23 protein-coding genes are annotated in these 25,701 nt (G+C 71.6%); 2 read left to right on the top strand and 21 right to left on the bottom strand.

Annotated features, from left to right (window positions below):
* Positions 1-16: 16 nt before the first annotated feature.
* Genes M4960_RS01180 through M4960_RS01170 form a run of 3 tightly spaced genes read right to left on the bottom strand, consistent with a single transcriptional unit; the run spans position 17 to position 3,187 of the window.
* On the bottom strand, positions 17-1,195 hold the full coding sequence (locus tag M4960_RS01180) for a GAF domain-containing protein (RefSeq protein ID WP_131920092.1): 1,179 nt from the start codon (positions 1,193-1,195) through the stop codon (positions 17-19).
* A 52-nt stretch (positions 1,196-1,247) separates the two neighbouring features.
* Complete coding sequence (locus M4960_RS01175) at positions 1,248-1,646, bottom strand: DUF779 domain-containing protein (RefSeq protein WP_248703267.1); 399 nt, start codon at positions 1,644-1,646, stop codon at positions 1,248-1,250.
* The gene (locus M4960_RS01170) at positions 1,646-3,187 is read right to left on the bottom strand and encodes an aldehyde dehydrogenase family protein (RefSeq protein ID WP_123294335.1); all 1,542 of its coding nucleotides are present in this window, start codon (positions 3,185-3,187) and stop codon (positions 1,646-1,648) included. Before M4960_RS01170 ends, M4960_RS01175 begins: the two co-directional genes overlap by 1 nt.
* A 182-nt stretch (positions 3,188-3,369) precedes the next feature.
* On the opposite strand from M4960_RS01170, the gene M4960_RS01165 reads away from it, so the two are divergent.
* Complete coding sequence (locus M4960_RS01165; RefSeq protein ID WP_165901426.1) at positions 3,370-3,909, top strand: HdeD family acid-resistance protein; 540 nt, start codon at positions 3,370-3,372, stop codon at positions 3,907-3,909.
* An 18-nt stretch (positions 3,910-3,927) separates the two neighbouring features.
* Here M4960_RS01165 and M4960_RS01160 read toward each other — a convergent pair whose 3' ends face one another.
* From M4960_RS01160 to M4960_RS01075, 18 genes are all read right to left on the bottom strand, one after another.
* Positions 3,928-5,022, bottom strand: a complete 1,095-nt coding sequence (locus tag M4960_RS01160) for a VIT1/CCC1 transporter family protein (protein WP_248703266.1) — start codon at positions 5,020-5,022, stop codon at positions 3,928-3,930.
* Positions 5,023-5,152: 130 nt separating this feature from the next.
* The gene (pyk, locus tag M4960_RS01155) at positions 5,153-6,598 is read right to left on the bottom strand and encodes a pyruvate kinase (protein WP_123294333.1); all 1,446 of its coding nucleotides are present in this window, start codon (positions 6,596-6,598) and stop codon (positions 5,153-5,155) included.
* Positions 6,599-6,755: 157 nt separating this feature from the next.
* Complete coding sequence (locus M4960_RS01150) at positions 6,756-8,213, bottom strand: glutamate synthase subunit beta (RefSeq protein WP_131846522.1); 1,458 nt, start codon at positions 8,211-8,213, stop codon at positions 6,756-6,758.
* On the bottom strand, positions 8,206-12,723 hold the full coding sequence (gene gltB, locus M4960_RS01145) for a glutamate synthase large subunit (protein WP_248703584.1): 4,518 nt from the start codon (positions 12,721-12,723) through the stop codon (positions 8,206-8,208). The genes M4960_RS01150 and gltB overlap by 8 nt, the downstream gene beginning before the upstream one ends.
* Before the next feature lie 202 nt (positions 12,724-12,925).
* On the bottom strand, positions 12,926-13,924 hold the full coding sequence (gene lgt, locus M4960_RS01140) for a prolipoprotein diacylglyceryl transferase (RefSeq protein WP_123294331.1): 999 nt from the start codon (positions 13,922-13,924) through the stop codon (positions 12,926-12,928).
* A gap of 98 nt (positions 13,925-14,022) precedes the next feature.
* Complete coding sequence (gene trpA / locus M4960_RS01135; RefSeq protein WP_123294330.1) at positions 14,023-14,817, bottom strand: tryptophan synthase subunit alpha; 795 nt, start codon at positions 14,815-14,817, stop codon at positions 14,023-14,025.
* Positions 14,814-16,028 carry a tryptophan synthase subunit beta gene (trpB, locus tag M4960_RS01130; RefSeq protein ID WP_123294329.1) on the bottom strand — a complete coding sequence of 405 codons (1,215 nt, stop codon included), beginning with the start codon at positions 16,026-16,028 and terminating at the stop codon, positions 14,814-14,816. The genes trpA and trpB overlap by 4 nt, the downstream gene beginning before the upstream one ends.
* Before the next feature lie 64 nt (positions 16,029-16,092).
* On the bottom strand, positions 16,093-16,878 hold the full coding sequence (gene trpC, locus M4960_RS01125) for an indole-3-glycerol phosphate synthase TrpC (RefSeq protein WP_123294446.1): 786 nt from the start codon (positions 16,876-16,878) through the stop codon (positions 16,093-16,095).
* A gap of 16 nt (positions 16,879-16,894) precedes the next feature.
* Complete coding sequence (locus M4960_RS01120) at positions 16,895-17,134, bottom strand: HGxxPAAW family protein (RefSeq protein WP_159571188.1); 240 nt, start codon at positions 17,132-17,134, stop codon at positions 16,895-16,897.
* Positions 17,131-17,796 (bottom strand): Trp biosynthesis-associated membrane protein, encoded by a 666-nt coding sequence (locus tag M4960_RS01115; protein ID WP_123339700.1) that lies wholly within the window; start codon positions 17,794-17,796, stop codon positions 17,131-17,133. Before M4960_RS01115 ends, M4960_RS01120 begins: the two co-directional genes overlap by 4 nt.
* The gene (locus M4960_RS01110; RefSeq protein ID WP_173168621.1) at positions 17,793-19,337 is read right to left on the bottom strand and encodes an anthranilate synthase component I; all 1,545 of its coding nucleotides are present in this window, start codon (positions 19,335-19,337) and stop codon (positions 17,793-17,795) included. Before M4960_RS01110 ends, M4960_RS01115 begins: the two co-directional genes overlap by 4 nt.
* Positions 19,334-19,780 carry a phosphoribosyl-AMP cyclohydrolase gene (gene hisI, locus M4960_RS01105; RefSeq protein ID WP_248703265.1) on the bottom strand — a complete coding sequence of 149 codons (447 nt, stop codon included), beginning with the start codon at positions 19,778-19,780 and terminating at the stop codon, positions 19,334-19,336. Before hisI ends, M4960_RS01110 begins: the two co-directional genes overlap by 4 nt.
* A 43-nt stretch (positions 19,781-19,823) precedes the next feature.
* Entirely contained in the window at positions 19,824-20,609 is a 786-nt protein-coding gene (hisF, locus tag M4960_RS01100; protein ID WP_243692450.1) for an imidazole glycerol phosphate synthase subunit HisF, read from the bottom strand.
* Entirely contained in the window at positions 20,606-21,445 is an 840-nt protein-coding gene (gene hisG / locus M4960_RS01095) for an ATP phosphoribosyltransferase (protein ID WP_111083926.1), read from the bottom strand. The genes hisF and hisG overlap by 4 nt, the downstream gene beginning before the upstream one ends.
* 69 nt (positions 21,446-21,514) lie before the next feature.
* Positions 21,515-21,778, bottom strand: a complete 264-nt coding sequence (locus tag M4960_RS01090) for a phosphoribosyl-ATP diphosphatase (RefSeq protein ID WP_111084162.1) — start codon at positions 21,776-21,778, stop codon at positions 21,515-21,517.
* Positions 21,779-21,837: 59 nt separating this feature from the next.
* On the bottom strand, positions 21,838-22,497 hold the full coding sequence (gene rpe, locus M4960_RS01085) for a ribulose-phosphate 3-epimerase (protein WP_194647834.1): 660 nt from the start codon (positions 22,495-22,497) through the stop codon (positions 21,838-21,840).
* A 44-nt stretch (positions 22,498-22,541) separates the two neighbouring features.
* Positions 22,542-24,116 carry an RsmB/NOP family class I SAM-dependent RNA methyltransferase gene (locus tag M4960_RS01080; RefSeq protein ID WP_248703264.1) on the bottom strand — a complete coding sequence of 525 codons (1,575 nt, stop codon included), beginning with the start codon at positions 24,114-24,116 and terminating at the stop codon, positions 22,542-22,544.
* Positions 24,113-25,048: a methionyl-tRNA formyltransferase gene (locus M4960_RS01075; RefSeq protein ID WP_248703263.1), complete on the bottom strand. Its 936-nt coding sequence runs from the start codon at positions 25,046-25,048 to the stop codon at positions 24,113-24,115. The genes M4960_RS01080 and M4960_RS01075 overlap by 4 nt, the downstream gene beginning before the upstream one ends.
* A 96-nt stretch (positions 25,049-25,144) precedes the next feature.
* Between M4960_RS01075 and M4960_RS01070 the strand changes: the two genes are divergently transcribed.
* Positions 25,145-25,600, top strand: coding sequence for a DUF4383 domain-containing protein (locus M4960_RS01070; protein WP_123339707.1), 456 nt, complete (start codon positions 25,145-25,147; stop codon positions 25,598-25,600).
* The last annotated feature ends 101 nt before the right edge of the window (positions 25,601-25,701 follow it).

The raw sequence follows: 25,701 nt of genomic DNA, 5'->3' as shown, positions 1-25,701 counted from the left end.
GGTCGTCCCGACCGGCTCAGGGACCCTCGAGCGCCTCGATCGCCGCCACGAGACCGGCCCGTCGCGGCGACCGCCGCGGCAGGACCGCGAGCAGCGCGCGGAGCACGCGCGCGTCCGCCGCCCCGTCCGGCGTCCGCGCCCACGCGAGCAGCGCCTCGACGCTGCCGTCCGCGACGACCGACTCGCGGAACCGACCACGCACCAGGTCGCGCACGGCGTCCACCCCCGGCGCAGCCGACCCCGGCAGGACCGGTCCGGTGTACCGGTCGACGGCCTGGAGGCGCGCCCCGCGGTCGAGCGCGGACAGCACGGTGTCGACGTCGGTCGCCATCCCGGTCACCCGGTACGGTCGCGACGTCACGGTCACGCCCGACGCGTGCTCCGCGAGGACCCGTCGGAGCCGCACCACCTCGGCGCGCAGCGTCACGACGGCGCCGGCGTCGCCGTACACGGCGTGCGCGAGGTCGGCGGCCGCCAACCCGTCGGGGTGAGCGGCGAGGACGACGAGGAGCTCGGAGTGCCGCGCGGACAGGTGGACCCGGCGGTCGTGGACGCGCAGGACGGCGGTGTCGGTGCCGAGGACCGTCAGCTCCGCGCCGGGCGCGCGCGGCGTCGACGCGGCGGGCCTCGGCAACCGGCTCGCGGCCAGGGCGAGCTGCGCCTCGGCGGCGGCGACCGTGGCCGCGAGGAGCGAGAGGGTGTGCCGTTCGACGGCCCGGTCGTCGCCTGTCAGGTCGAGCACGCCGACGGTGGCCCCGTGGGCGTCGTGCACGGGCACTGCGGTGCACGACCACGGCTTGACGGCGTTGGCGTAGTGCTCGTCGGAGCGGATCTGCACCGGCCGGTCGAGCCGCAGGGCGGTACCGGGCGCGCTCGTGCCGACGCGGTCCTCGGCCCAGTCGGCCCCGGGCACGAAGCCCATGTCCTCGGCCGCACGTCGGGCCGTCCGCGCTCCGTCGACCCACACCAACCGGCCGGAGGCGTCGCCGACGGCGAGGACGCAGCCGGCGGACCGGGTGTCGTCGAGCAGCAGGTGCCGGACCACGGGCAGCAGGGTGGCGAGCGGGCCGTCCCGGCGGGCGGCGTCGAGCTCGTCGTCACCGAGTGCGAGCGATGGCACGCCGTCCGGGTCGACCGCCGCGGACCGCCGCCAGGACGCGGCAACGAGCGGGCGGAGCCGGTCGGGTGCGCGCATGCGTCCTCCGATCGACCCCACCCGCCGCACCGTCGCGACGAGTACGGCCAGCCTACGTCCGGTGCGCGACCGGGACCAGGCCGAGATCCGCCAGCTCGGCGTCGTCGAACATCCGCGACCGGGTCAGGAACCGCTTGCCCTCGGGGCTCTCGACCGAGAACCCGCCGCCGCGACCGTCGACGACGTCGATCGTCAGGTGCGTGTACTTCCAGTACTCGAACTGCGACACCGACATGTACACCTCGACGGGGTCGATGCCGTCGGCCTCGAGCGCCCCGAGCAGCACGTCGCCGGAACCGGTCCGGAACATGCCGACGGGGTAGCACATCGGGCTCGAGCCGTCGCAGCAGCCGCCCGACTGGTGGAACATCAGCGGGCCGTGCCGGGCGGCGAGGGTGCGCAGGAGCTCCCCCGCCGCCGGCGTGACCGCCACGCGTGCGGTGTCGGGCATCAGAAGAAGCCCATCGGACCATCGGCGTAGGACACGAGCAGGTTCTTCGTCTGCTGGTAGTGGTCGAGCATCATCTTGTGGTTCTCGCGCCCGATGCCGGACTGCTTGTACCCACCGAACGCCGCACCGGCCGGGTACTGGTGGTACGTGTTCGACCACACCCGTCCGGCCTGGATGTCACGACCAGCGCGGTACAGCGTGGTGGCCTCACGACTCCACACCCCGGCACCGAGTCCGTAGAGGGTGTCGTTGGCCGTGGCGATCGCGTCGTCGTAGCCGCTGAAGGACGTCAACGCGAGGACCGGACCGAAGATCTCCTCCTGGAAGATCCGCATCGAGTTGACGCCCTCGAACACCGTCGGCGTGACGTAGTACCCGCCGGAGAGCTCCCCGCCGAGGTCCGCGCGCTCCCCGCCGGTGAGCAGCTTCGCGCCCTCCTGCTTGCCGATGTCGATGTAGCTCAGGATCTTCTCGAGCTGGTCGTTCGACGCCTGGGCGCCGATCATCGTGGACAGGTCGAGCGGGTGCCCCTGCTTGACGGCGCGCACCCGGTCGAGGCCGTCGGCGACGAACCCGTCGTAGATCTCCTTCGCCACGAGCGCCCGGGACGGACACGTGCAGACCTCGCCCTGGTTGAGGTTGAAGAAGGTGAAGCCCTCGAGTGCCTTGTCGTAGAACGAGTCCTTCTCGGCGGCGACGTCGGGGAAGAACACGTTCGGGCTCTTGCCGCCGAGCTCGAGCGTCACCGGGATGAGGCTCTGCGAGGCGTACTGCATGATCAGCCGACCGGTGGTGGTCTCGCCGGTGAACGCGATCTTCCGGATGTCCGGGTGCTGGGCGAGTGGTGCGCCGACCTCGATGCCGAAGCCGTTGACGACGTTGAGCACGCCGGCGGGCAGGAGGTCGCGGATGAGCTCGACGAGCACGTGGATCGACGCCGGGGTCTGCTCGGCGGGCTTCAGCACGACGCAGTTGCCCGCGGCCAGGGCCGGTGCGAGCTTCCACACCGCCATCAGGATCGGGAAGTTCCACGGGATGATCTGTCCGACGACGCCGAGCGGTTCGTGGAAGTGGTACGCCACGGTGTCGTGGTCGATCTCGCCGGCCGAGCCCTCCTGCGCGCGGATCGCTCCGGCGAAGTACCGGAAGTGGTCGATCGCGAGCGGGATGTCGGCGCCGAGGGTCTCGCGGATCGGCTTGCCGTTCTCCCACGTCTCGGCGACGGCGAGCATCTCGAGGTGCTCCTCCATCCGGTCGGCGATCTTGTTGAGGATGACCGCGCGCTCGGCGGCGCTCGTCCGCCCCCAGGTCGGGAACGCCTTCCAGCCCGCCGCCACCGCACGGTCGACGTCGGTGGAGTCACCGCGCGCGACCTCGGTGAAGACCTTGCCGGTGACGGGGGTGGGGTTCTCGAAGTACTGCCCGCTCGCCGACGGGACGTACTCGCCGCCGATGAAGTGGTCGTACCGCGATCGGTACTGCACGAGGGAGCCCGGTTCGCCGGGTGCGGCGTAGCTGGTGGGCGATGGTGCGATGGTCATGGTGGTGGCCTTTCGACGACGCTGTCGGGGCACGCACGGTTCGCGTGCTGCTCGCACCGTACGACCGCGGGGGTTGCATCCGGTTGCACGCGCTCGCGCCCGCTCGGGTCCGAGGACCGCACGGGCTCGCCGTCGGCCGGGTAGCGTTCGGGACTCCAGCGGTCCGATCAGGAGGAGTGTCCGTGGATTCTCGTGCCGTCCGCACGTTCCGGGTGTTCGTCGTCGTCACGGCGGTCGTCGCGATCGCCCTGGGGATCGTCGCCATCGTGTGGCCCCGGCCGTCGCTCGTCCTCGTGGCGCTGCTGTTCGGCGTCTACCTCGTCGTCGCCGGCGCCCTGCGGGTCGTGGCTGCGGCGCGCGGGCACGGGACGCCGACGGTGTGGCGGTGGACCTCCGGGATCGTCGGTGCGCTCGTCGCGGTCGCCGGACTCGTCGCGCTGCTCGACCCCGCGATCCCGCTGGTCGTCTACGCCGTGCTCGCCGGGGTCGGCTTCGTGATCGAGGGCATCGTGTCGATCGTGGGCGGCTTCGTCGGCCACCCCGGGTCGTCCCGGGTGCCGACGCTGGTGAGCGGCGTGCTGTCGATCCTCGGCGGCGTCGTCGTGCTCGTCGCGCCCGGCCTCGCGCTCACCGTGTTCATGGTCTTCGCCGGCATCGCCCTCATCGTCGTCGGTGCCGCGGCACTGCTGCTGCTCCCGCCGCGAGCCGCCGTCCGCCGGTAGGCGGTGCCCCGTCCGCCGCTACGCGGTGCCCGTCCCGAACAGCAGCCCGAGCGCGTAGGTCACGACGGCGGCGCCGATCCCGATCGCCAGCTGCCGGAACGCCCGCTTGCCCGGCGACGCACCGCTCAGCACGCCGACGACCGCACCGGTGCCGAGCAGGGCGAGACCGACGAGCGTGCCGGCGACCGCGATGGCCGCCCACCCCTGCATGCCGAACAGGAACGGCAGCACCGGGATGATCGCGCCCGACGCGAAGAACAGGAAGCTCGACACCGCGGCACTCAGGCCGTTGCCCACCGCCTCGTGGTCGTCGGTGACGGTGACCGGACCGGTCGACGGGTGTCGCTCACCGATGCCGGACAGCACGTGCGCTGCGTGCTCGGTCGCCTCGGCCTCGGACATCCCGCGGGCGCGGTACACCAGGGCGAGCTCGTTCGCGTCGACGTCGAGGTCCGCCACGGCGCGCCCGGCCTCGGGGTGCGGTGCGGACGCCTCGAGCAGCTCGCGCTGCGACCGGACCGAGACGTACTCCCCCGCCCCCATCGACAGGGCGCCGGCGAGCAGGCCCGCGATGCCGCTCAGCAGCACGAAGTGCCGGTCGGCGCCCGACGCGCTGATGCCGATGATGAGGGCCAGGTTCGACACGAGTCCGTCGTTGGCGCCGAAGACCGCCGCGCGGAAGGTGCCCGACAACCGCATCCGTCCGCGGTTTGCGAGCCCGCGCACCACCTCGCCGTGGATGCGCTCGTCGGCGGCCATGCTCGCGGTCGCGTCGTCGTCGTCGGCGTACGGCGAGCGGTCCTCGGCGCGCTGCATCAACGCGAGGACGAACACCGACCCGAAGCGCTTCGCAAGCGTCGCGAGGACCCGGGTGCGCAGACTGCCCCGCTGCGGACGTCCGACGTCGTCACCGAGCAGGTCGAGCCAGTGCTGCTCGTGCCGCCCCTCGGCCTCGGCCAGCGCGGCCAGGATCTCGCGTTCCTCGCCGGACCGCCGCGCGGCCAGGTTCCGGTAGACCGCGCCCTCGGCGCGTTCGTCGGCCAGGTAGCGGCGCCAGCGGCGGGCGTCGGCGCGCGGCGTCGGGTGTTCGGTCTGGAGGCTCACAGCAGCCATCCTGCCGCCTGCGGCCGACAGGTGGCCGCCACCAGGGCCGTGGAGACGCGGCAGGGCGCGGACCGGAGGCGACGCGTGTTCGTGCGCCGGGCCTCCTGTCCGCGCCCTGTCGGCGTCGGGATCCTGCGGATCAGTCCCGCACGTAGGCCGGAGCGGCCTCGGCGTGGGCGTCGCCCACCCGGTGCACGCGCAGGTCGTTCGTCGAGCCCTCGATCCCGGGAGGCGAACCGGCCGTCACGATGACGCGGTCGCCGGGGGCGGCCAGGCCGTTCTCGAGGAGGACGTCGTCCACCTGCGAGAAGAGCTCGTCGGTGTGGGTCTTGCGCTCGACCAGGAAGGACCGGACGCCCCAGGTGAGCGCCATGCGGCGACGCGTGGCCTCGTTCGGGGTGAAGGCGATGATCGGCAGGCCGTGGCGCAGACGCGACATGCGGCGCGCCGAGTCGCCGGACTCGGTGAACACGCAGAGGTACGAGGCCTCGGTGAACTCCGCGATCTCGACCGCGGCGAGGGTGATCGCCCCGCCGAGGGTGCGCGGCTTCGTGCCGAGCGGCGCGATGCGCTCGAGGCCGTGGTCCTCGGTCGACTCGACGATGCGGGCCATCGTGCGGACGGTCTGCACCGGGTACTCGCCGACGCTGGTCTCGCCCGAGAGCATGACCGCGTCCGCACCGTCGAGGACGGCGTTCGCGACGTCGGAGGTCTCGGCGCGGGTCGGGATCGGCGACGAGATCATCGACTCGAGCATCTGGGTCGCGACGATGACCGGCTTCGCCATGCGGCGGGCGAGCTCGACGGCCCGCTTCTGCACGATCGGGACAGCCTCGAGCGGCAGCTCGACGCCGAGGTCACCGCGGGCGACCATGATGCTGTCGAAGGCGTCGATGATCTCCTCGAGCGCGTCGACGGCCTGCGGCTTCTCGATCTTCGCGATGACGGGGAGGCGCTTGCCCTCTTCGTCCATGATCTCGTGCGCGCGGACGACGTCCGAGGCGTTGCGGACGAACGAGAGCGCGATGAGGTCGGCGCCCTGGCGGATACCCCAGCGGAGGTCGGCCTCGTCCTTCTCGCTCAGCGCGGGGACGTTGACGGCGACGCCGGGCAGGTTGATGCCCTTGTTGTTCGACACGGTGCCGCCGACGACGACCTCGGTGCGGACACGGACGCCGTCGGTGTCGAGCACGCGCAGGCGGACCCGACCGTCGTCGATGAGCAGCGGGTCGCCGGGCTTGACGTCCTGGGGCAGGCCCTTGAACGTCGTGCCGCAGATCTCCTTGGAGCCGGGGACGTCCTCGGTCGTGATCGTGAACACGTCGCCGACCGCCAGGTCGTGCGGGCCGTCGGCGAACTTGGCCAGACGGATCTTCGGACCCTGCAGGTCGACGAGGATCGCGACCGGCTTGCCGAGCTCCTCGGCAGCGCGACGGACGTTCACGTAGTTGGCCTCGTGGACGCTGTAGTCACCGTGGCTGAGGTTGAGTCGGGCGACGTCGACGCCCGCTTCGATGATCTCCTTGACGGTCTCGTAGTCCGACGTTGCCGGTCCGAGCGTCGAAACGATCTTTGCGCGTCTCAATGGATTCCTTCGTGGTGGTGGATAATGCTCTGGTTTCCGCGCTGTGGGGCCGCGCGGAACGAAGCGAGGCCACCAGCACCTTATCGAGTGCTGGTGGCCCCTCGCTCACCGGGGGGTGAGCATCTGGTGGTGGTTGGTCATGCGGCGATCCGTCGTCTCAGACCGACATCGCGCGGTCGGTCGCCTTCACCGGCGCCGGCAGGATCGTCGAGCCCTCGAGGTACTCGTCGACCTTCGCCGCCGCGGCACGGCCCTCGGCGATCGCCCAGACGATCAGGGACTGCCCACGGCCGGCGTCACCGGCGACGAACACGCCCGCCTCGTTCGTCGTGTAGTCGGCGCGGCGGTCGAGCGCACCGGACACCGTCGTCGGGAGACCGAGCTGCGGCTCGATCGTGTCGGATTCCGGACCCGTGAAGCCCATCGCGACGAGGACGAGGTCTGCGGGGATCTCACGCTCGGAGCCGGCCTTCGGCACGCGACGGCCGTCGAGGTACTCGGTCTCGGCGACCCGGAGCGCACGGACCTCGCCGGCCTCGTTCGCCAGGAACTCGACGGTCGAGGCGAGGAAGTGCCGCTCGCCGCCCTCTTCGTGGGCGCTCGTCACCTCGAAGACGGTCGGGAACATCGGCCACGGCTGCTCGGACGGACGCTCCAGCGGCGGCTGCTTGCCGATCGCCAGGTTCGTCACGCTCAGGGCGCCCTGCCGGTGCGCGGTGCCGATGCAGTCCGCACCGGTGTCACCGCCGCCGATCACGACGACGTGCTTGCCCTCGGCGGTGAGCTGGTTGTCGACCCGGGTGCCGGCGTTCGCCTTGTTCTGCTGGACCAGGTAGTCCATCGCGAAGTGCACGCCCTCGAGGTCGCGCCCCGGGATCGGCAGGTCGCGCGGCACCGTGGCGCCGGTGGCGACGACGACCGCGTCGTAGCGCGACTTCAGGTCGTCCCAGGTGATGTCGCGGCCGATCTCGACGCCCGCACGGAAGCGGGTGCCCTCGGCCTGCATCTGGGACAGGCGCGCGTCGATCTGGCGCTTCTCCATCTTGAAGTCCGGGATCCCGTAGCGGAGCAGCCCACCGATGCGGTCGTCGCGCTCGTAGACGGCGACGGTGTGCCCGGCACGCGTGAGCTGCTGCGCGGCGGCCAGCCCGGCGGGGCCGGAACCCACGACGGCGACGGTCTTGCCCGTCAGGCGCTCCGGCGGGTGCGGGGTGACCCAGCCGTTCTGGAACGCCTCGTCGATGATCGAGACCTCGACCTGCTTGATCGTCACGGGCGGCTGGTTGATGCCGAGCACGCACGAGGACTCGCACGGAGCGGGGCACAGCCGGCCCGTGAACTCCGGGAAGTTGTTCGTCGCGTGCAGCCGCTCGATCGCCTGACGGCCCTCACCGCGCCAGGTCAGGTCGTTCCACTCCGGGATCAGGTTGCCGAGGGGGCAGCCCTGGTGGCAGAACGGCACGCCGCAGTCCATGCAGCGGCCGGCCTGGCGCTTGAGGGCACCGGACTCCTGCTGCTCGTAGACCTCTTTCCAGTCCATGAGCCGGACGGGCACGGGGCGCCGTGCCGGCAGTTCGCGTTCCTGGACCTTGAGGAATCCCTTGGGGTCAGCCACCGGTCACCTCCATGATTCGATTCCAGACGACGTCGCCGTCGGGGTCGAGCCCCTCGTCGACGGCGCGCTGACGGGTCTCGAGCACCGCCGCGTAGTCACGCGGCAGCACCTTGACGAAGTCGCTCAGGTCGCCGGACTCGAGCAGGTCGGACGCGAGCGTCGAACCGGTCTCCTCGGCGTGCCGGGTGAGCAGGTCGGTGACGATCTCGACGTCGGCGCTGTCGAGCGCCTCGAGTCGGAGTTCACCGGTCGCGAGGGCGTCGGTGTTGACGTGCTCCTCGCGCAGACCACGGACGTACGCGGTGCCGCCGGACATGCCGGCGCCGAGGTTCCGACCGGTCTCGCCCAGGATGAGCGCGAGCCCGCCCGTCATGTACTCGAGCGCGTGGTCGCCCACGCCCTCGACCACCGCGGTCGCCCCCGAGTTGCGCACCAGGAAGCGCTCGCCCACGATGCCGCGGATGAACATGCTGCCCTGGGTCGCGCCGTAGCCGATCACGTTGCCGGCGATGACGTTCTCCGCCGGGTCGAAGCCCGAGCCGGCGTCCGGCCGCACGATGATCTCGCCACCGGACAGGCCCTTGCCGACGTAGTCGTTGCTGTCGCCGATCAGGCGCAGGGTGATGCCGGCGGGCATGAACGCGCCGAGCGACTGCCCGGCGGAACCGCGCAGCGTGACGTCGATCGAGCCGCTGGGCAGCCCGTGCTCGCCGTGCCGTTTGGTGACCTCGTGGCCGAGCATCGTGCCGACCGCGCGTTCGGTGTTGCGGATGGGCAGGTCGAGCGCGATCGAGCCGCCGTGGTCGAGCACGTCGGCGGTCTGCTGGATCAGCCCCACGTCGAAGTGCTGCTCGAGCTCGTGGTCCTGCTCGCGCTGGTGGCGACGGGGCTCGGCGTCCTCGAAGTGCGGACCCGCGAGGACCGGTGCGAGGTCGAGCCCTGACGCCTTCCAGTGCTCGAGGGCACGGTCGACGTCGAGGGCGTCGGATCGGCCGATCGCCTCGTCGAGGGTGCGGAAGCCGAGCTCGGCGAGGAGCTCGCGCACTTCCTGCGCGATGAACTCGAAGAAGTTCACGACGAACTCGGGCTTGCCGGAGAAGCGCTTGCGGAGCTCGGGGTTCTGCGTCGCGACCCCCACCGGACACGTGTCGAGGTGGCACACGCGCATCAGGATGCAGCCCTCGACGACGAGCGGAGCGGTGGCGAAGCCGTACTCCTCGGCGCCGAGCAGGGCTGCCACGACGACGTCGCGCCCGGTCTTCATCTGACCGTCGACCTGCACGACGACGCGGTCGCGCATGCCGTTCAGCATGAGCGTCTGCTGGGTCTCGGCCAGGCCGATCTCCCACGGGGTGCCGGCGTGCTTGAGCGAGTTGAGCGGGGACGCACCCGTGCCACCGTCGTGTCCGGACACGAGTACGACGTCGGCAAGGGCCTTCGTCACGCCGGCCGCGACCGCGCCGATGCCGGACTGGCTCACGAGCTTGACGTGGACGCGGGCGGCCGGGTTGGCGCGCTTCACGTCGAAGATCAGCTGCTTGAGGTCCTCGATCGAGTAGATGTCGTGGTGCGGCGGCGGCGAGATGAGGCCGACGCCGGCGGTGGCGTGCCGGGTGCGTGCGACCCACGGGTACACCTTCTGCGGGGGCAGCTGGCCGCCCTCGCCGGGCTTCGCACCCTGCGCCATCTTCAGCTGGATGTCGGTCGCGTGGGTGAGGTACATGCTCGTGACGCCGAACCGCCCGGAGGCGACCTGCTTGATCGCGCTGCGGCGCTCGGGGTCGAGCAGCCGGTCGACGTCCTCGCCGCCCTCGCCCGTGTTCGAGCGGCCACCGAGGCGGTTCATCGCGATCGCGAGCGTCTCGTGGGCTTCCTTCGAGATGGAGCCGTACGACATCGCGCCGGTGTTGAAGCGCTTGACGATCGACTCGATCGACTCGACCTCGTCGAGCGCGACGGGCTTGCGCGCCCCGTGCTTGAAACGGAACAGCCCGCGCAGCGTCATGAGCTCCTCGGACTGGTCGTCCACGGCGCTCGAGTACTCACGGAAGATGTCGTACCGGCGGGCACGGGTGGCGTGCTGCAGCCGGAAGACGGTGTCCGGGTTGAACAGGTGCGGGGGGCCTTCGCGACGCCACTGGTACTCGCCGCCGGTCTGCAGCCGCTCGTGGGACAGGACCGCGCCGTCCTGCGGGTACGCCTGGGCGTGCCGCTCGGCGTTCTCCTTCGCGATGACGTCGATGTCGACCCCGCCGAGGATCGACGAGGTGCCGGTGAAGTACTTGTCGACGAACTCCTGGCTGAGCCCCACGGCTTCGAACGCCTGGGCGCCGGCGTAGCTCGACACCGTCGAGATGCCCATCTTCGACATGATCTTCAGGACGCCCTTGCCGAGCGCCTTGATCACGTTCTTGACGGCCTGCTCCGGGGTGATCCCGGTGATCATGCCGGCACGGACCAGGTTCTCGCAGGTCTCCATCGCGAGGTACGGGTTGATCGCCGACGCGCCGTACCCGATGAGGGACGCAACGTGGTGGACCTCACGCACGTCGCCGGCCTCGACGATCAGGCCGACCTTCATGCGCTGCTCGGTGCGGATCAGGTGGTGGTGCACGGCGGCGAGCAGCAACAGGCTCGGCACGGGCGCCTGCTCGGCGTTGCCGTCGCGGTCCGACAGCACGATGAACTGCTTGCCCGACTCGATCGCGGCGTCGACCTCGTCGCACACGGCGGCGATGCGCTTCTGCATCGCCTTCTTGCCGGCGTCGACGCGGTACAGGCCCTTGATCGTGACCGTCAGGTGCCGACCCGACTCCGTCTCGAAGTGCTGCACCTTGGCGAGCTGGTCGTTGTCGATCACCGGGAAGTCGAGCGTGATCTGCTTCGCGTGCTCGGAACCGGCCGACAGCAGGTTCCGCTCCGGACCGAGGCCCATGCCCATCGAGGTGATGACCTGCTCGCGGATCGAGTCGAGCGGCGGGTTCGTCACCTGGGCGAACTGCTGGGTGAAGTAGTCGAACAGCAGCCGGGGGCGCTGCGAGAGCACCGCGATCGGGGTGTCGGACCCCATCGCACCGAGGGGCTCCGCGCCCACCTGCGCCATCGGGCGGAGCAGGATGCGGACTTCCTCCTCGGTGTAGCCGAACGCACGCTGGCGGCGGGTGACCGATGCCGGGGTGTGCACGATGTGCTCGCGGTCGGGCAGGTCGTTGAGGTTGATGCGCCCCTCGTCGAGCCATTCGCCCCACGGGCCGGAGGACGCCAGGCCCTGCTTGACCTCGTCGTCCTCGATGATGCGGCCGGCCTCGGTGTCCACCAGGAACATCCGGCCGGGGCGCAGACGGCCCTTGCGGACGACCTTCGCGGCGGGCACGTCGATGACACCGGTCTCCGACCCCATGACGATGAGCCCGTCGTCGGTGACGAGGAAGCGCCCGGGACGCAGCCCGTTGCGGTCGAGGGTCGCGCCGACGAGCGAGCCGTCGGTGAAGGTGATGGCGGCCGGACCGTCCCACGGCTCCATGAGCATCGAGTGGTACTCGTAGAACGCCCGCAGCTCCGGGTCCATCCCGACCTGGTTCTCCCAGGCCTCCGGCACCATCATCGACACCGCGTGCGGCAGCGTCCGGCCGGTCAGGGTCAGGAGCTCGAGGACCTCGTCGAACGACGCCGAGTCGCTCGCGCCGGGGCTGACGATCGGCAGTAGCGGCGCCACGTCGCCGAGCAGTTCGCTCTCGAGCTGCGACTGGCGTGCGCGCATCCAGTTGCGGTTGCCGCGCACCGTGTTGATCTCACCGTTGTGCGCGATCGTCCGGAAGGGCTGGGCGAGCGGCCACGACGGGAACGTGTTGGTCGAGTAGCGCGAGTGCACGATCGCGAGCTTCGACGCGAAGCGCTCGTCGCTGAGGTCCGGGTAGAACGGCTCGAGTTGCAGCGTCGTGACCATGCCCTTGTAGACCATGGTGCGGCTCGACAGCGACATGAAGTACAGGTCGTTCGCGTGCTCGGCGCGCTTGCGCAGCCGGTAGGTCTGGCGGTCCAGGGCGATGCCGCTCCACGAGGCGCCGTGCACGTCGTGGCGCACCGAGGCGACGAACAGCTGCTCGAACGCCGGCATGGCCGCACGTGCCAGGGTGCCGAGCACCTCGGGGCGCACCGGGACCTCGCGCCAGCCGAGGACCTTCAGGCCCTCTTCGCGCGCCAGTCGCTCGACGGCGCCCTTGACGGCGTGCCGGTCGCCCTCGTCGGTCGGCAGGTAGGCCGTGCCGACCGCGTACTCCCCCGCCGCCGGCAGGTCGAACGGCACCACGGCGCGCAGGAACTCGTCCGGCACCTGGCACAGGATGCCCGCGCCGTCGCCCGTACCGGCGTCCGAACCGACGGCACCGCGGTGCTCGAGGTTGCGGAGGGCGCCGAGTGCAGCGTCGACGATGTCGTGGCCGGGCGTCCCGCGCAGCGTCGCGACCATCGCGAGACCGCAGGCGTCCTTCTCGTTCGCCGGGTCGTACATGCCGGTGGCGTCGGGGACCGCCGAGAACCGACGGTGCGGCGGCACGAGGGACTTCGGTGCCGAGGGCTGGAGTGGCTGGAGCGCCATGGGGGAACCGTCCTCACGAGGAAGTGGAACAGGGACAGCGGTGGCCCGGTGGTGCGTTCCGCCCAGACGGGCGGGACTGGTGCCCGTGCCCCGCTTGTGGCGGGGAGGAGTGCTCCTAGGCGCGGTCAGTGGGAGTCGTGACCGCTCCGGAGCCCTGGGCGACGAGGCGTTCGTCGTCGTCCTCGTGCTCCGAGAAGGTGTCGTCGGAGTCTACATCGGACTTCGGACGCGGCTCGCGACCGGGCAGGTACGGGCTCGGCTCCTTGCCGGTGTGCCGACGGGTCTGCACGATGAAGATGACGATCCCGAGCAGGATGGCCGCGAACGACATCCAGACGTTCGTGCGGATGCCCGCGAAGGTCTCGCTCGTGTCGACGCGGATCGACTCGAGGAAGGACCGGCCGACGCCGTACCAGATCAGGTACAGGGCGAGGACCTTGCCCCACTGGAGCGTGAACTTGCGGTCGAGCAGCAGGATGACGACGACGCCCAGGACGTTCCAGATGATCTCGTAGAGGAACGTCGGGTGGAACAGCGTGCCCTCGGGCAGGCCCTTCGGGAACGCGGCGTTCGTCGACTCGATCTGCAGGCCCCACGGCAGGCTGGTCGGCATGCCGAAGAGCTCGTGGTTGAAGTAGTTCCCGAGCCGACCGAACGCCTGTGCGAGCAGCACCCCGGGCACCACCGCATCGATGAACGACGTGAACCGCAGGCCGACCTGGCGGCAGCCGATCCAGGCGCCGACGGACCCGAGGATCAGGGCGCCGAAGATGGCGAGCCCGCCCTCCCAGATGTACAGGAAGGACAGCGGGTCGATGCCGGGGCCGAAGTAGTCCGACACGTGCGTGAACACGTGGAAGAGCCGGCCGCCGATGATGCCGGCGGGCACCGCCCAGATCGCGATGTCGATGATGATCCAACGCTCGACGCCGCGCGCGTTGAGGCGGCGGTTCGCGAGCAGGACCGCGGCGACGATCCCGAGCAGGATGCAGATTGCGTACGCGTGGATGCGGAAGTCGAGCGGCAGCGACCAACCGAACACGTCGCGCAGCCAGGCGGTCAGGTCGAAGTACTGCCAGGCGGTGCTCGGGCTCGGGATGCTCAGGAGGGGCATGGAGGAACGGTCGCCTTTCGGAACTGACGGGGCGCGGTGTCGACGTGTCGTCGGCCCCGCTCACTGTAGCGCGGGTCGTGGGCCCGCCAGGAACTGGACTAGGAGCGGCGGGCGCCGGTGGTGAGGTCGGCCGCGCGGTCGGCGACCCCCTGCACCCCGAGGTCGGCCAGTGCGCGGACGAACGCCGAGCCGACGATCGCGCCGTCGGCGTACTCCAGGACCTCGGCGACCTGCTCGGCCGTCGAGATGCCGAGGCCCACGCAGGTGCGCGCGACGCCAGCGTCACGGAGCCGCGACACCACGGTGCGTGCAGCGACGTCGACGCCGGCCCGTGCTCCGGTGACGCCCATCGTCGAGACGGCGTAGACGAACCCGCGGCTCGCCTGCACCGCCTGCTGCATCCGGGAGTCGGACGAGGACGGTGCCGCGAGGAACACGCGGTCCAGGCCGGTCCGCTCCGACGAGGCCATCCACTCGGCGGCTTCGTCCGGGATCAGGTCGGGCGTGATGAGGCCCGCGGCTCCGGCGGCGACGAGGTCGTCGGCGAAGCGGTCCACGCCGTAGCGGAGGACCGGGTTCCAGTACGTCATCACGAGCACCGGCACGTCTGCGCGCTCGGTGATCTGGTGCACGGCATCGAAGACCTGCGCGACCCGGAAGCCGTTCGCCAGGCTCTCCTCGGCCGCACGCTGGATGACCGGGCCGTCCATGACGGGGTCGGAGTACGGCAGGCCGAGCTCGATGACGTCCACGCCGTTCTCGGCGAGGGCGACGGCAGCGTCGACGCTGGTCTGCACGTCGGGGTACCCGGCGGGCAGGTAGCCGACGACGGCCCCGGCACGCTCGGCGTTGGCGGTGTCGATCGTCGTGGCGACGGTCTGGTTCGTGGTCACAGCTGCACCGCGTTCTCGTCGAGGATGCCGAAGTAGCGACTGGCGGACGCCACGTCCTTGTCACCACGGCCGGACAGGTTCACGAGCACGACGCCCTCGGGGCCGAGCTCCTTGCCGAGCTTCATCGCACCCGCGAGCGCGTGCGCCGACTCGATCGCCGGGATGATGCCCTCGGTCTGGCTGAGCAGCCGGAACGCCTCCATCGCCTCGGTGTCGGTGATCGGCGCGTACTGTGCGCGACCGATCGACGCCAGGTAGGCGTGCTCAGGCCCGACGCTCGGGTAGTCGAGCCCGGCGGAGATGCTGTGGCTCTCGATGGTCTGGCCGTCCTCGTCCTGCATCAGGTAGGACTTCGCGCCCTGCAGGACGCCTTCGCGACCGAGCGTGATGCTCGCGGCGTGCCGACCGGTCTCCACGCCGTCGCCACCGGCCTCGAAGCCGTGCAGCGCGACGGACTCGTCGTCGAGGAACGCCTCGAAGATCCCCATCGCGTTCGAGCCGCCACCGACGCACGCGGCGACGGCGTCGGGGAGACGCCCGACGCGGTCGAGGACCTGCTGGCGGGCCTCTTCGCCGATCACCTTGTGGAACTCGCGCACCATCTCGGGGAACGGGTGCGGGCCGGCGACCGTGCCGAGCAGGTAGTGGGTCGAGTCGACGTTCGCCACCCAGTCACGGAGCGCCTCGTTGATGGCGTCCTTCAGCGTGCGCGATCCGGTCTCGACCGGGATCACCTCAGCGCCGAGCAGGCGCATCCGGGCGACGTTGAGCGCCTGCCGCTCGGTGTCGACGGCACCCATGTACACGACGCAGTCCATGCCGAACAGCGCCGCAGCGGTCGCCGTGGCCACGCCGTGCTGGCCGGCACCGGTCTCCGCGATGAGGCGGGTCTTGCCGAGCCGACGGGCCACGAGCGCCTGACCGAGCACGTTGTTGATCTTGTGCGACCCGGTGTGGTTCAGGTCCTCGCGCTTGAGGATCACGCGGGCACCACCGGCGTGCTTCGCGAACCGCGGCACCTCGGTGATGATCGACGGACGACCGGTGTAGTCGCGCTGGAGCTCGTCGAGCTCGGCACGGAAGGCCGGGTCCGCCCAGGCCGTGCGGAAGGCTGCCTCGAGCTCGTCGAGCGCCAGGACGAGCGACTCGGGGACGAAGCGTCCGCCGAAGTCACCGAAGTACGGGCCGTGCAGGTCGCGGAGTGAGGTCACGATGGGTCTTCCCGGGACGAGTCCGACGCGACCGGCGGTGCCGATGGTCGGACGGGTGGAACGTTCAGCCGCGGTCGGCGGCCTCGATGAACGACGCGAGGGTGGTGGCGGGGTCGGCACCCGTGACGAGCGCTTCCCCGACCAGGACGACGTCGGCACCCGCTGCGCGGTAGTGGGCGACGTCGGCGGGACCTGCGACGGCGGACTCGGCGACGCGCACGACCCCGTCGGGGATGCGGTCGGCGAGCGACCCGAAGAGGTCGCGATCGAGCGAGAAGTCGGTGAGGTCGCGCGCGTTGACGCCGAGGATCCGCGCACCGGCGTCGAGCCCACGGGAGACCTCGTCGGCGGAGTGCGCCTCGACCAGCACGCGCATGCCGAGCTCTTCGGCCAGCGTGTGGAGCTCGACCAGCTGCTGCTGCTCGAGCGCGGCGACGATGAGCAGCACGACGTCGGCGCCGGCAGCTCGGGCCTCGACGACCTGGTACGGGTCGGCGATGAAGTCCTTGCGCAGCACGGGGATGCCCACGCGGGCCTTGACGGCTTCGAGGTCAGCGAGGCTGCCGAGGAACTTGCGCCCCTCGGTCAGGACGCTGATCGTCGACGCACCACCGCGCTCGTAGTCGGCCGCGAGGGCGGCCGGGTCCTCGATGGGGGCCATCGAGCCACGGGACGGGCTGGCGCGCTTGACCTCGGCGAGGATCTTCACCCGGTCGCCCGGGGCGAGGAACGCGAGGGCGTCGAGCGGCGACGCCACCCGGTCGAGGTCGCGTTCGACGTCCGAGTACGGGCGGTCGACACGACGGGCGGCGGCGTCCTCGAGCGCGCCCGCGACGAGGGTCTCGAGCACGTTCGGCATGCGAGTCCTACTCGGCGTGGTGCTTGGCGACGTACTTCGGGCCGTTCACGCCGTAGCCGGCCTTCGCCATGACCGCGCCGATGACCAGACCGATGACGACGACGGCAGCGGAGACCCAGACGCCCCACGGCTGGTCGAACCAGAAGAACAGCGTGCCTGCCGCGAATCCGATCAGCATGATCACGACGGCGGTCCAGGCGGCCGGCGAGTGGCCTTCGCCGAGTTCTGCGGGCTCAGTGTTGCTCACGGTGCTCCTCGTTCTGCTCCGGCGTCGTCGGTCGACCGACGCCCATCCGATCCTACCGTGCCGTCGGTCGGGTCGACCCCAGCACTGAGGTCGTCCCAGTCCACGACGGCGTCGCGCACGACCGGGGCTGCGGCACGCGCGTCGGCGGCGGCTCCGGCGGTCGCTGCCCCGTACTTCCGGCTCGGACCGGGCCACGCACGCTGCACGACGATGACGACGACACCGAGCAGGACGGCCAGGACCCCACCGGCGATGCCGACGGCCGGCCAGAGCGACACGTCGACGCCGGACACGACGCGGCGCACGGCGGTCAGGTCGCTGACCCCGGCCACCGCGCCGACGGCACCCTTCGCCGCGGCGACCGGGTCACCAAGGGCCGTGATGCCACTGACCACGACGCCGAGTCCGAGCAGGATCTCGACGCACGCGAGCACGATGCGCAGCACCCGGCCGGCGATCGTCATCGCGAGGAACAGGGCCAGGCTCGCGATCGCCAGGGCGGTGTACTGCGGCACGACCGCGGCCCCGTCGGCGTCGACCGTCGAGGTGACGGCCGCACCGGCGTGCAGGTCCACGGTGAACCAGGTCTGCGTCCACGCGAGCATGATGATGCCGGCGACGAGCAGTCCGGCGACGACGACGATCGGGCGCGAGCGCTTCACGAGCGCACCTCGCGCATCCGGTTCGCCGTGGCCACGGCCCGCAGGGGTGCCGCCGCCTTGTTGATGGTCTCCTCGTGCTCGGTGGCCGGGTCGGAGTCCGCCACCAGGCCGGCACCGGCCTGCACCCGTGCCACGCCGTCCTTGATCAGGGCGGTGCGGATCGCGATCGCGATGTCCGCGTCACCGGCGAAGTCGAAGTAGCCGACGACACCGGCGTAGGCACCGCGCTTCGCCGGCTCGAGCTCGTCGATGATCTCCAGCGCGCGGGGCTTCGGCGCACCGGACAGGGTGCCGGCCGGGAACGTCGCCCGGAACACGTCGATGGCGGACATCCCCGGACGCACCGCACCCTCGACGCTCGACACCAGGTGCATGATGTGACTGAAGCGCTCGACCGTCATGAACTCGGTGACCGCGACGGTACCGGGCTCGCAGACCTTCTGCAGGTCGTTGCGGGCCAGGTCGACGAGCATCAGGTGCTCGGCGCGTTCCTTCGGGTCGTCGAGCAGGTCGTCGCCGAAGCGGACGTCCTCTTCCGGGGTCGCACCACGTGGACGCGACCCGGCGATCGGGTGCGTGATGGCGCGGCCGGACTGCACCTTCACCAGGGCCTCGGGCGAGGCACCGACGATCCAGTACCGCTCGTCGGCGGTGTCCGCCAGGGCCAGGAAGTACATGTACGGACTCGGGTTCAGCGTCCGGAGGACCCGGTACACGTCGAGCGGGTCGGCGGTCACCTCGTGGTCGAAGCGCTGCGAGATCACGACCTGGAACACGTCGCCGTCGCGGATGAACTCCTTCGAGCGCTCCACCGCGGCCATGTACTCGTCCGGCGTGGAACGGTGCGTCGGCGTCGGGTCGGCGATCTCGAACGCCTCGGCGACGGTCGCGACGCTCGGCTGGACGAGGTCGGCCTGCAGGCGGTCCAGGCGGCGCTGCGCGTCGGACCAGAGCGTGTCGGCGTCGTCGGTGCCGTCGTTCAGCACGCTCGCGACGAGCAGGACGAGGCCCGTGCGGTGGTCGAGCGCGACGAGCTCGGAGACGAAGGACAGTGCCTGTCCGGGCACGTCGAAGTCGGCCGGCGGCACGTTCGGCAGGTGCTCGAGCTGGCGCACGGCCTCCCACCCGATGAACCCGACCGTCCCGCCGACGAGCGGCGGGGAGCCGGGCACCCGCGGGGTGGCCCAGCGCTCGTGCAGGCGTGCCAGGACCTCGAGCGGTTCGCCGTCGAGTGAGCCGACCGCACGTTCGGCGTCGATGCCGGTGTCGATCCAGGCGGCACGGTCGCCCTCCTGCGTGAGGACGCCGAAGCTGCGCACACCGACGAACGACCAGCGCGACCAGAGGCCGCCCTGGCCCGCGGACTCCAGCAGGAACGACCCGGGCCGGCCGTCGGCGAGCTTCCGGTAGACACCCACCGGCGTCTCGCTGTCGGCGTAGAGCGCGCGCACCACCGGGACGACGCGGTGGTCGCTCAGCAGGGCGTCGAACTCCGGCCGGGAGGTCGTGTGCGGCGCATCGGAGATCGTCGCGGTCGTCATCGGGTCGCCTCCACTGCCGTGTCGGCCGGGGCAGACGCGGTCGCGTCCGTCGGCGCCGACGCCGCTGTGCCGGTCGGGGCTGACGCCGTCGTGGGCGCGAGCGGATCGACGTCGAAGCAGCGGTGCGCCCCGGTGTGGCACGCGGCCCCGACCTGCTGCACGGTGACGAGCAGGGTGTCGGCGTCGCAGTCGAACGCCGCGTCGCGCACGTACTGCGCGTGCCCCGACGTGTCGCCCTTCCGCCAGTACTCGTTCCGCGACCGCGACCAGAAGGTCACGCGCCCCTCGGTGAGGGTGCGGCGGAGCGCTTCCCGGTCCATGTACCCGAGCATGAGGACGTCCTTCGACGACTCCTCTTGCACGATGGCGGGGAGCAGCCCGTCCGCACCGAAACGTGCGCGGCCGAGGACCGCGTCGGTGTCGGTGCTGGTGCTGTCGGTCATGAGACTCCTAGCCTACGGCGGCGGATCAGCGGGCGGCGGCGGTTCAGCGGACGGCGTGGCCGGTCGCGCGCAGCGCGGCCTTGACGTCGCCCACCGTCATCTCGCCACGGTGGAAGACGGACGCGGCGAGGAGGGCATCCGCACCCGCGTCGACGGCCGGGGCGAAGTGGTCGACCCGACCCGCGCCTCCCGAGGCGATGACCGGGACCCGCGCGACCGACCGCACCGCGGCGACGAGCTCGAGGTCGAACCCGTTCTTCGTGCCGTCCGCGTCGATGGAGTTGACGAGCAGCTCCCCCGCACCCCGCTCGACGGCGTCGCGCGCCCAGGCGATCGCGTCGATGTCGGTCTCGGTGCGGCCGCCGTGCGTGGTGACCACGAAGCCGGACGCAGTCCGGTCGGAGCGCTTGACGTCGAGCGACAGCACGACGGCCTGCGCACCGAACCGGTCGGCGATCTCGCCGACGAGGTCGGGCCGGGCGATCGCTGCGCTGTTCACGCCGATCTTGTCCGCGCCGCACTGCTGCAGGCGGGACACGTCGTCGACGGAACGGACGCCGCCACCGACCGTGAGCGGGATGAACACCTGCTCGGCGGTGCGGGTGACCGTGTCGTACATCGTGGCGCGGTTCTCGACCGTGGCACCGACGTCGAGGAAGGTCAGCTCGTCGGCGCCCTGCTCGTAGTAGCGCGCGGCGAGCTCGACCGGGTCACCGGCGTCCTGCAGATCGAGGAAGTTCACGCCCTTGACGACCCTGCCGCCCTTGACGTCGAGGCACGGGATGACACGGACGGCCACGCCGCCCGGCGCCGTGGCTGCCGCGGTCACAGCCGGGCCGCGTGGATCGGGCTGACGAGGATGGCCCGGGCCCCGAGGTCGTACAGGGCGTCCATGATGAGGTTCGCGTCGTCGCGCGGGATCATCACGCGCACCGCGGACCAGTCGCGGCCGTGCAGCGGCGACACCGTCGGCGACTCGATGCCGGACGCGACGGCGGTCGCCTGCTCGAGCAGCGCGGTGGGGATGTCGTAGTCGAGCATGACGTAGCCGCGGGCGACGAGCACGCCCTGCAGCCGACGGCGGAGCACGTCGATCCCCGGGATCGTCTCGTCGGTCGACACCAGCAGCGCGGTCGACTCGAGGATGACCGGACCGAAGATCTCGAGGCCGGCCTGCCGCAGCGTGCTGCCCGTGGAGACCACGTCGGCCACGGCGTCGGCGACACCGAGACGCACCGCGCTCTCGACGGCCCCGTCGAGCTTGACGAGCGTCGCCGTCACCCCGTGGCGGGCGAGGAAGTCGCCGACCAGGCCCGGGTAGCTCGTGGCGACCCGGACGCCGTCGAGGTCCTGCAGGGTGCTGTACCGGCCCGGCGTGCCGGCGAAGCGGAAGGTGGAGTCGGCGAAGCCGAGCGCATCGACCTCGTGCGCCTCGGAACCGGAGTCGAGCAGCAGGTCACGGCCGGTGATCCCGACGTCGAGTGCGCCGGAGCCGACGTAGGTCGCGATGTCCCGCGGGCGGAGGAAGAAGAACTCGACGCCGTTGCGCTCGTCGAGCAGGTGCAGCGCCTTCGGGTCGCGGCGACCGGCGTACCCGGCCTCGCGCAGCATGTCGGACGCAGTCTCGGACAGGGAGCCCTTGTTGGGCACGGCGATGCGGAGCATCAGGGGGTCTGCTTTCTGGTCGGGGTCGTGGCGGATCGAGGTCGGTGCACGGGCGGGCCCGAGCGCGTCCTACAGATGTCGCCAGATGTCCGCCGGGGACAGCCCCTTCGCCACCATGAGGACCTGCAGGTGGTACACGAGCTGCGAGATCTCCTCCGAGGTGCGCTCGTCGCCCTCGTACTCGGCCGCCATCCAGACCTCGGCCGCTTCTTCCACGATCTTCTTGCCGATCTGGTGCACGCCGGCGTCCAGTTCGGCGACGGTGCCGGAGCCCTCGGGGCGCGTGCGCGCCTTCTCGGTGAGCTCCTGGAACAGGTCGTCGAACGTCTTCACGCGGTCCAGGTTACCGGTCTCCGCTGACGCTGCCGACGTACCGTCCGGACGGGTCGCGCTCATGCCCGCGCCCGCGCGGCCGCTTCGCGCAGGTCCGTGATCCGCGCGGCGGGCTCACCGCCGTACACGGCCGACCCGGCGACGAGCGTGTCGGCGCCGCTGCGCACGGCCTCGGGGACGGTGTCCACCGAGATGCCGCCGTCGACCTCGAGCCACACGTCGAGTCCCGAGGCGTCGACCGCCGCACGGGCGTCGGCGAGCTTCGGCATCACGGACGGCATGAACGACTGCCCGCCGAAGCCGGGCTCGACGGTCATGAGCAGGATCATGTCGTAGGCGTCGAGATGGTGCAGCACCTGCGTGATCGGGGTGCCCGGCTTCACCGCGACGGCCGCGCGGGCGCCGTTCGAGCGGATGGCGGCGGCGGTGGCCACGGGGTCGTCCGCAGCCTCGAAGTGGAACGTCACGCTCGACGCACCGGTCTCGGCGTACTTCGGCGCGTTGACGTCGGCGTCGGTGAGCATGAGATGGACGTCGAGCGGCACCGGGGAGACCTGCTGCAGGCGCTCGACGATCGGCAGCCCGAGCGTCAGGTTCGGCACGAAGTGGTTGTCCATCACGTCGACGTGCACCAGGTCGGCGGTCTCGATGCGGTGGAGTTCACGCTCGAGGTTCGCGAAGTCGGCGGACAGGATGCTCGGCGAGATGCGGATCGTCACCCGGCAAGCCTACCGGCGCGTGCGCGACGCCCCACTCGACGGCCTCAGGCGACGCGACGGAACAACGCGATGAACATCGCGTCCGTGCCGACCCGGTGCGGCCAGAGCTGCGCCGTCGCGCCGTCCGCGATCTCCGGGTCGCGCGCGGCGACCCCCCGGACGATCGTCGCGGTGTCGAGCTGCTCGAGGACTCCCCCGTGCCGCCCCATCAGCGCGTCGACCTGCCCGCGCGTCTCGGCCAGGTGCGGCGAGCACGTGACGTACGCGAGCGTCCCACCCGGTGCGAGCACCCGGACCGCGGCGTCGAGCAGCTCGGTCTGCAGGGCCGCGAGCTCTTGGACGTCCTCCGGGGTCTTCCGCCAGCGTGCTTCCGGACGCCGACGCAGGGCGCCCAGGCCGGTGCACGGCGCGTCGAGCAGGATGCGGTCGAAGGTCATCCCGGTGCCGTCGCGGCCGTAGCGCCTGGCGTCGCCCTCGACGACGCGGACGTGGTCGCCGAACACCCCGAGGGCGTTCCGCACGAGTCCGGCACGTGCCGGCACGAGTTCGTTCGCGACGAGGGTCGCGCCGCCCTGCTGCGCCTCGGCGGCGAGCAGCGCGGCCTTGCCGCCGGGGCCGGCGCACATGTCGAGCCAGCGCTCGCCCTCGCGCACCGCGGACGACCGACTCAGCGCGAGGGCGGCGAGCTGCGAGCCCTCGTCCTGCACGCGCAGGCGCCCGGCAGCGACGCCAGGCACGCGCGCGGGGTCACCGGAGATGCCGCGGATCCCGACGGGCGAGACCGGCAGGGCGTCGGCGGCCGGCACGGGGTCGGCGGTCCGGACGGGAGGCACGGTGCCGGTCGCGCCGTCGGCCTCCGGTTCGTCGTCGGCGGGCACCAGGGTCGCCGGCACGTCCGCCGCGCCGGTCGCGTCGGCGAACGCGGCATCGGCGTCTGCGTCTTCGTCGGGCACCGTGCGCGTGGTCGCGGTGGCGATGTCCTCGTCGGTGGCGAGCCCGGGCAGCGCCGCGAGCTGCACCCGGGGCGCGGCGTTGTCGGCGGCGAGCAGGGCGGCGAGCTCGTCGCGGGAGCGTTCGGCGGCGAGGGCGTCGCGCAGTGCCGAGACGACCCAGACCGGGTGCGACCACCGCGTGGCGAGCAGGGCGTCGCCACCACGGCCCTCGGTGATCTGCGCGTCCCACTCGTCGTCGGTGCGCGCGGCGATCTTGCGCAGCACGGCGTTCACGAAGCCGGTGGCGCGGCGGGCACCGACTTCGCGGGCGAGCTCGACCGTGGCGTCGACCGCGGCGTGCGTCGGGGTGCGCATGGCGAGCAGCTGGTGGGCGCCGAGCCGCATCACGTCGAGGACGTCGGCCTCGATGTTCTCCGGCCGACGACCCGACGCCAGCGCGATGATGACGTCGTAGCGACCGAGCATCCGGATCGAGCCGTAGGTGAGCTCGGTGGCGAACGCGGCGTCGCGCGCGGTGAGGCCGGCACGACGGAGGCGTGTCGGCAGCAGCAGGTTCGCGTACGCGTCGTCGACCTGCACGGCGCGGAGCACGTCGAACGCGACACGACGGGCGTTCGCGGGGCGGGGACCGCGGCGGGCGCCCCGGGTGTTCGTCGGCTGGCTCATGCGAGGACCTTCCCGTCCAGTTCGCCCAGGCCACGGGCCCAGGCAGCGGCGTCCATCGCCTTCTTGCCGGCCGGCTGCACCTCGAGCAGCACCAGCGGAGTGTCACCGGTCCCGACCAGCAGCCGACCGCCGTGGAGTGCCAGCGCACCGGGCGCGAGCTGCAGGGCGGGGTCCGCGGGGCCTCCTGTCAGGCGGTTGCTGCGGAGCAGCTTCACGCGGGTCTCGCCGAGGTGGGCGTACGCGCCGGGCTCGGGGGTGACCCCGCGCAGACGGGCGTGCACGACCGCCGCCGGAGCGTCGAAGTCGATGCGCCCGTCGTCGATGGTCGTCTTCGGCGCGAGCGTCGGCTCGCCGGTCTGCTCGGTCGCGACGGCCGTGCCGGCGGCGATGGCGTCGACCACCCGGGCGACGGTCTCGGCGCCGGACTCCGCCATGGCGGCGAGGACCTCGCCGGCGGTCGCCTCCGGGTCGATCTCAAACGGGTCCGCCGCGAACACCGGGCCGGCGTCGAGCGCCTCGACGAGCTGGAAGACCGACGCGGCGGTGCGGGTGTCCCCCGCCATCACGGCCCGCTGGACCGGCGCCGCGCCGCGGTACGCCGGCAGGTCGGAGAAGTGCAGGTTGACCCAGCCGAGGCGCGGGGCGTCGAGCGCGGGACGGCGGAGCAACGCGCCGTAGGCGACGATGACACCGAGGTCGACGTCGAGGTCGGCGATGCGCGCGGTGACGTCGTCGTCGACGCGGCTGGCCTCGATGACGGGCAGTCCGAGCTCCGCGGCGACCTGCGCGACCGGCGTCGGCGTCAGCACGCGCTTCCGGCCCTGCGGTGTCGGCGGACGCGTGAGGACCGCGGCGATCTCGTGGTCGGACGCCGCCAGACGGCGGAGGGTGGGGACGGCCGCAGCGGGGCTGCCGGCGACGACGAGACGCATGGGTTCGATCCTCCCACGCGCGCGCTCGGTGGACTGACCCGAACCGGGCCCGCGCCGGGTGGGTACGGTCTGCGGCACAGCACGAGAGGGGTTCCCATGTCCGACGTCACCACGTCCACCGACCGCTTCGCAGGGTCCAGCATCCAGAAGGTCGCGCTGCTCGTCGGCGTCGTGTTCCTGCTCGTCGGCATCGCCGGGTTCGTGCCCGGGCTGACGTCCGGCTCGCTCGCGGGCGCCGGCCACGGGTCGATGGCGATGCTGCTCGGGGTCTTCCAGGTGTCGGTGCTGCACAACGTCGTGCACCTGCTGTTCGGGGTCGTCGGGGTGCTCGCGGCGGGGTACGCCACCGGGTCGCGGATGTACCTGGTGCTCGGCGGGGTCGTCTACTTCGTGCTCTGGGTCTACGGGCTGTTCACCGCCGGGCACTCGTTCGGCGCGAATTTCGTACCGCTGAACTGGGCGGACAACTGGCTGCACCTCGTGCTCGCGGTCGGGATGGTCGCACTCGGCGTGGTGTTCCCGCGCGTCGGTGGGCGGGCCGTGCGCGCCTGACGCTGCTGCGCGGCGGACTCGTTTCGCGACGAACCACTCGTTGATCGACGCGTGGATCGTCGGAAGGTGCACACGCATCGGGTGCGTGCGCATCGGCCGAC

The organism is Curtobacterium sp. MWU13-2055 (assembly GCF_023242305.1).
GTDB lineage: Bacteria > Actinomycetota > Actinomycetes > Actinomycetales > Microbacteriaceae > Curtobacterium.
The sequence above is the reverse complement of the archived record's forward strand: the minus strand, read 5'-3'. Positions and strand labels throughout refer to the sequence as shown.

Excerpts from the sequence above, each read along its gene's own strand:
- M4960_RS01180 (WP_131920092.1), bottom strand. The coding sequence starts at position 1,195 with ATGCGCGCACCCGACCGGCTCCGCCCGCTCGTTGCCGCGTCCTGGCGG.
- M4960_RS01175 (WP_248703267.1), bottom strand. The coding sequence starts at position 1,646 with ATGCCCGACACCGCACGCGTGGCGGTCACGCCGGCGGCGGGGGAGCTC.
- M4960_RS01170 (WP_123294335.1), bottom strand. The coding sequence starts at position 3,187 with ATGACCATCGCACCATCGCCCACCAGCTACGCCGCACCCGGCGAACCG.
- M4960_RS01160 (WP_248703266.1), bottom strand. The coding sequence starts at position 5,022 with ATGGCTGCTGTGAGCCTCCAGACCGAACACCCGACGCCGCGCGCCGAC.
- gltB (WP_248703584.1), bottom strand. The coding sequence starts at position 12,723 with ATGTACGACCCGGCGAACGAGAAGGACGCCTGCGGTCTCGCGATGGTC.
- lgt (WP_123294331.1), bottom strand. The coding sequence starts at position 13,924 with ATGCCCCTCCTGAGCATCCCGAGCCCGAGCACCGCCTGGCAGTACTTC.
- M4960_RS01110 (WP_173168621.1), bottom strand. The coding sequence starts at position 19,337 with ATGACGACCGCGACGATCTCCGATGCGCCGCACACGACCTCCCGGCCG.
- hisI (WP_248703265.1), bottom strand. The coding sequence starts at position 19,780 with ATGACCGACAGCACCAGCACCGACACCGACGCGGTCCTCGGCCGCGCA.
- hisG (WP_111083926.1), bottom strand. The coding sequence starts at position 21,445 with ATGCTCCGCATCGCCGTGCCCAACAAGGGCTCCCTGTCCGAGACTGCG.
- M4960_RS01080 (WP_248703264.1), bottom strand. The coding sequence starts at position 24,116 with ATGAGCCAGCCGACGAACACCCGGGGCGCCCGCCGCGGTCCCCGCCCC.
- M4960_RS01075 (WP_248703263.1), bottom strand. The coding sequence starts at position 25,048 with ATGCGTCTCGTCGTCGCCGGCAGCCCCGCTGCGGCCGTCCCCACCCTC.
- M4960_RS01070 (WP_123339707.1), top strand. The coding sequence starts at position 25,145 with ATGTCCGACGTCACCACGTCCACCGACCGCTTCGCAGGGTCCAGCATC.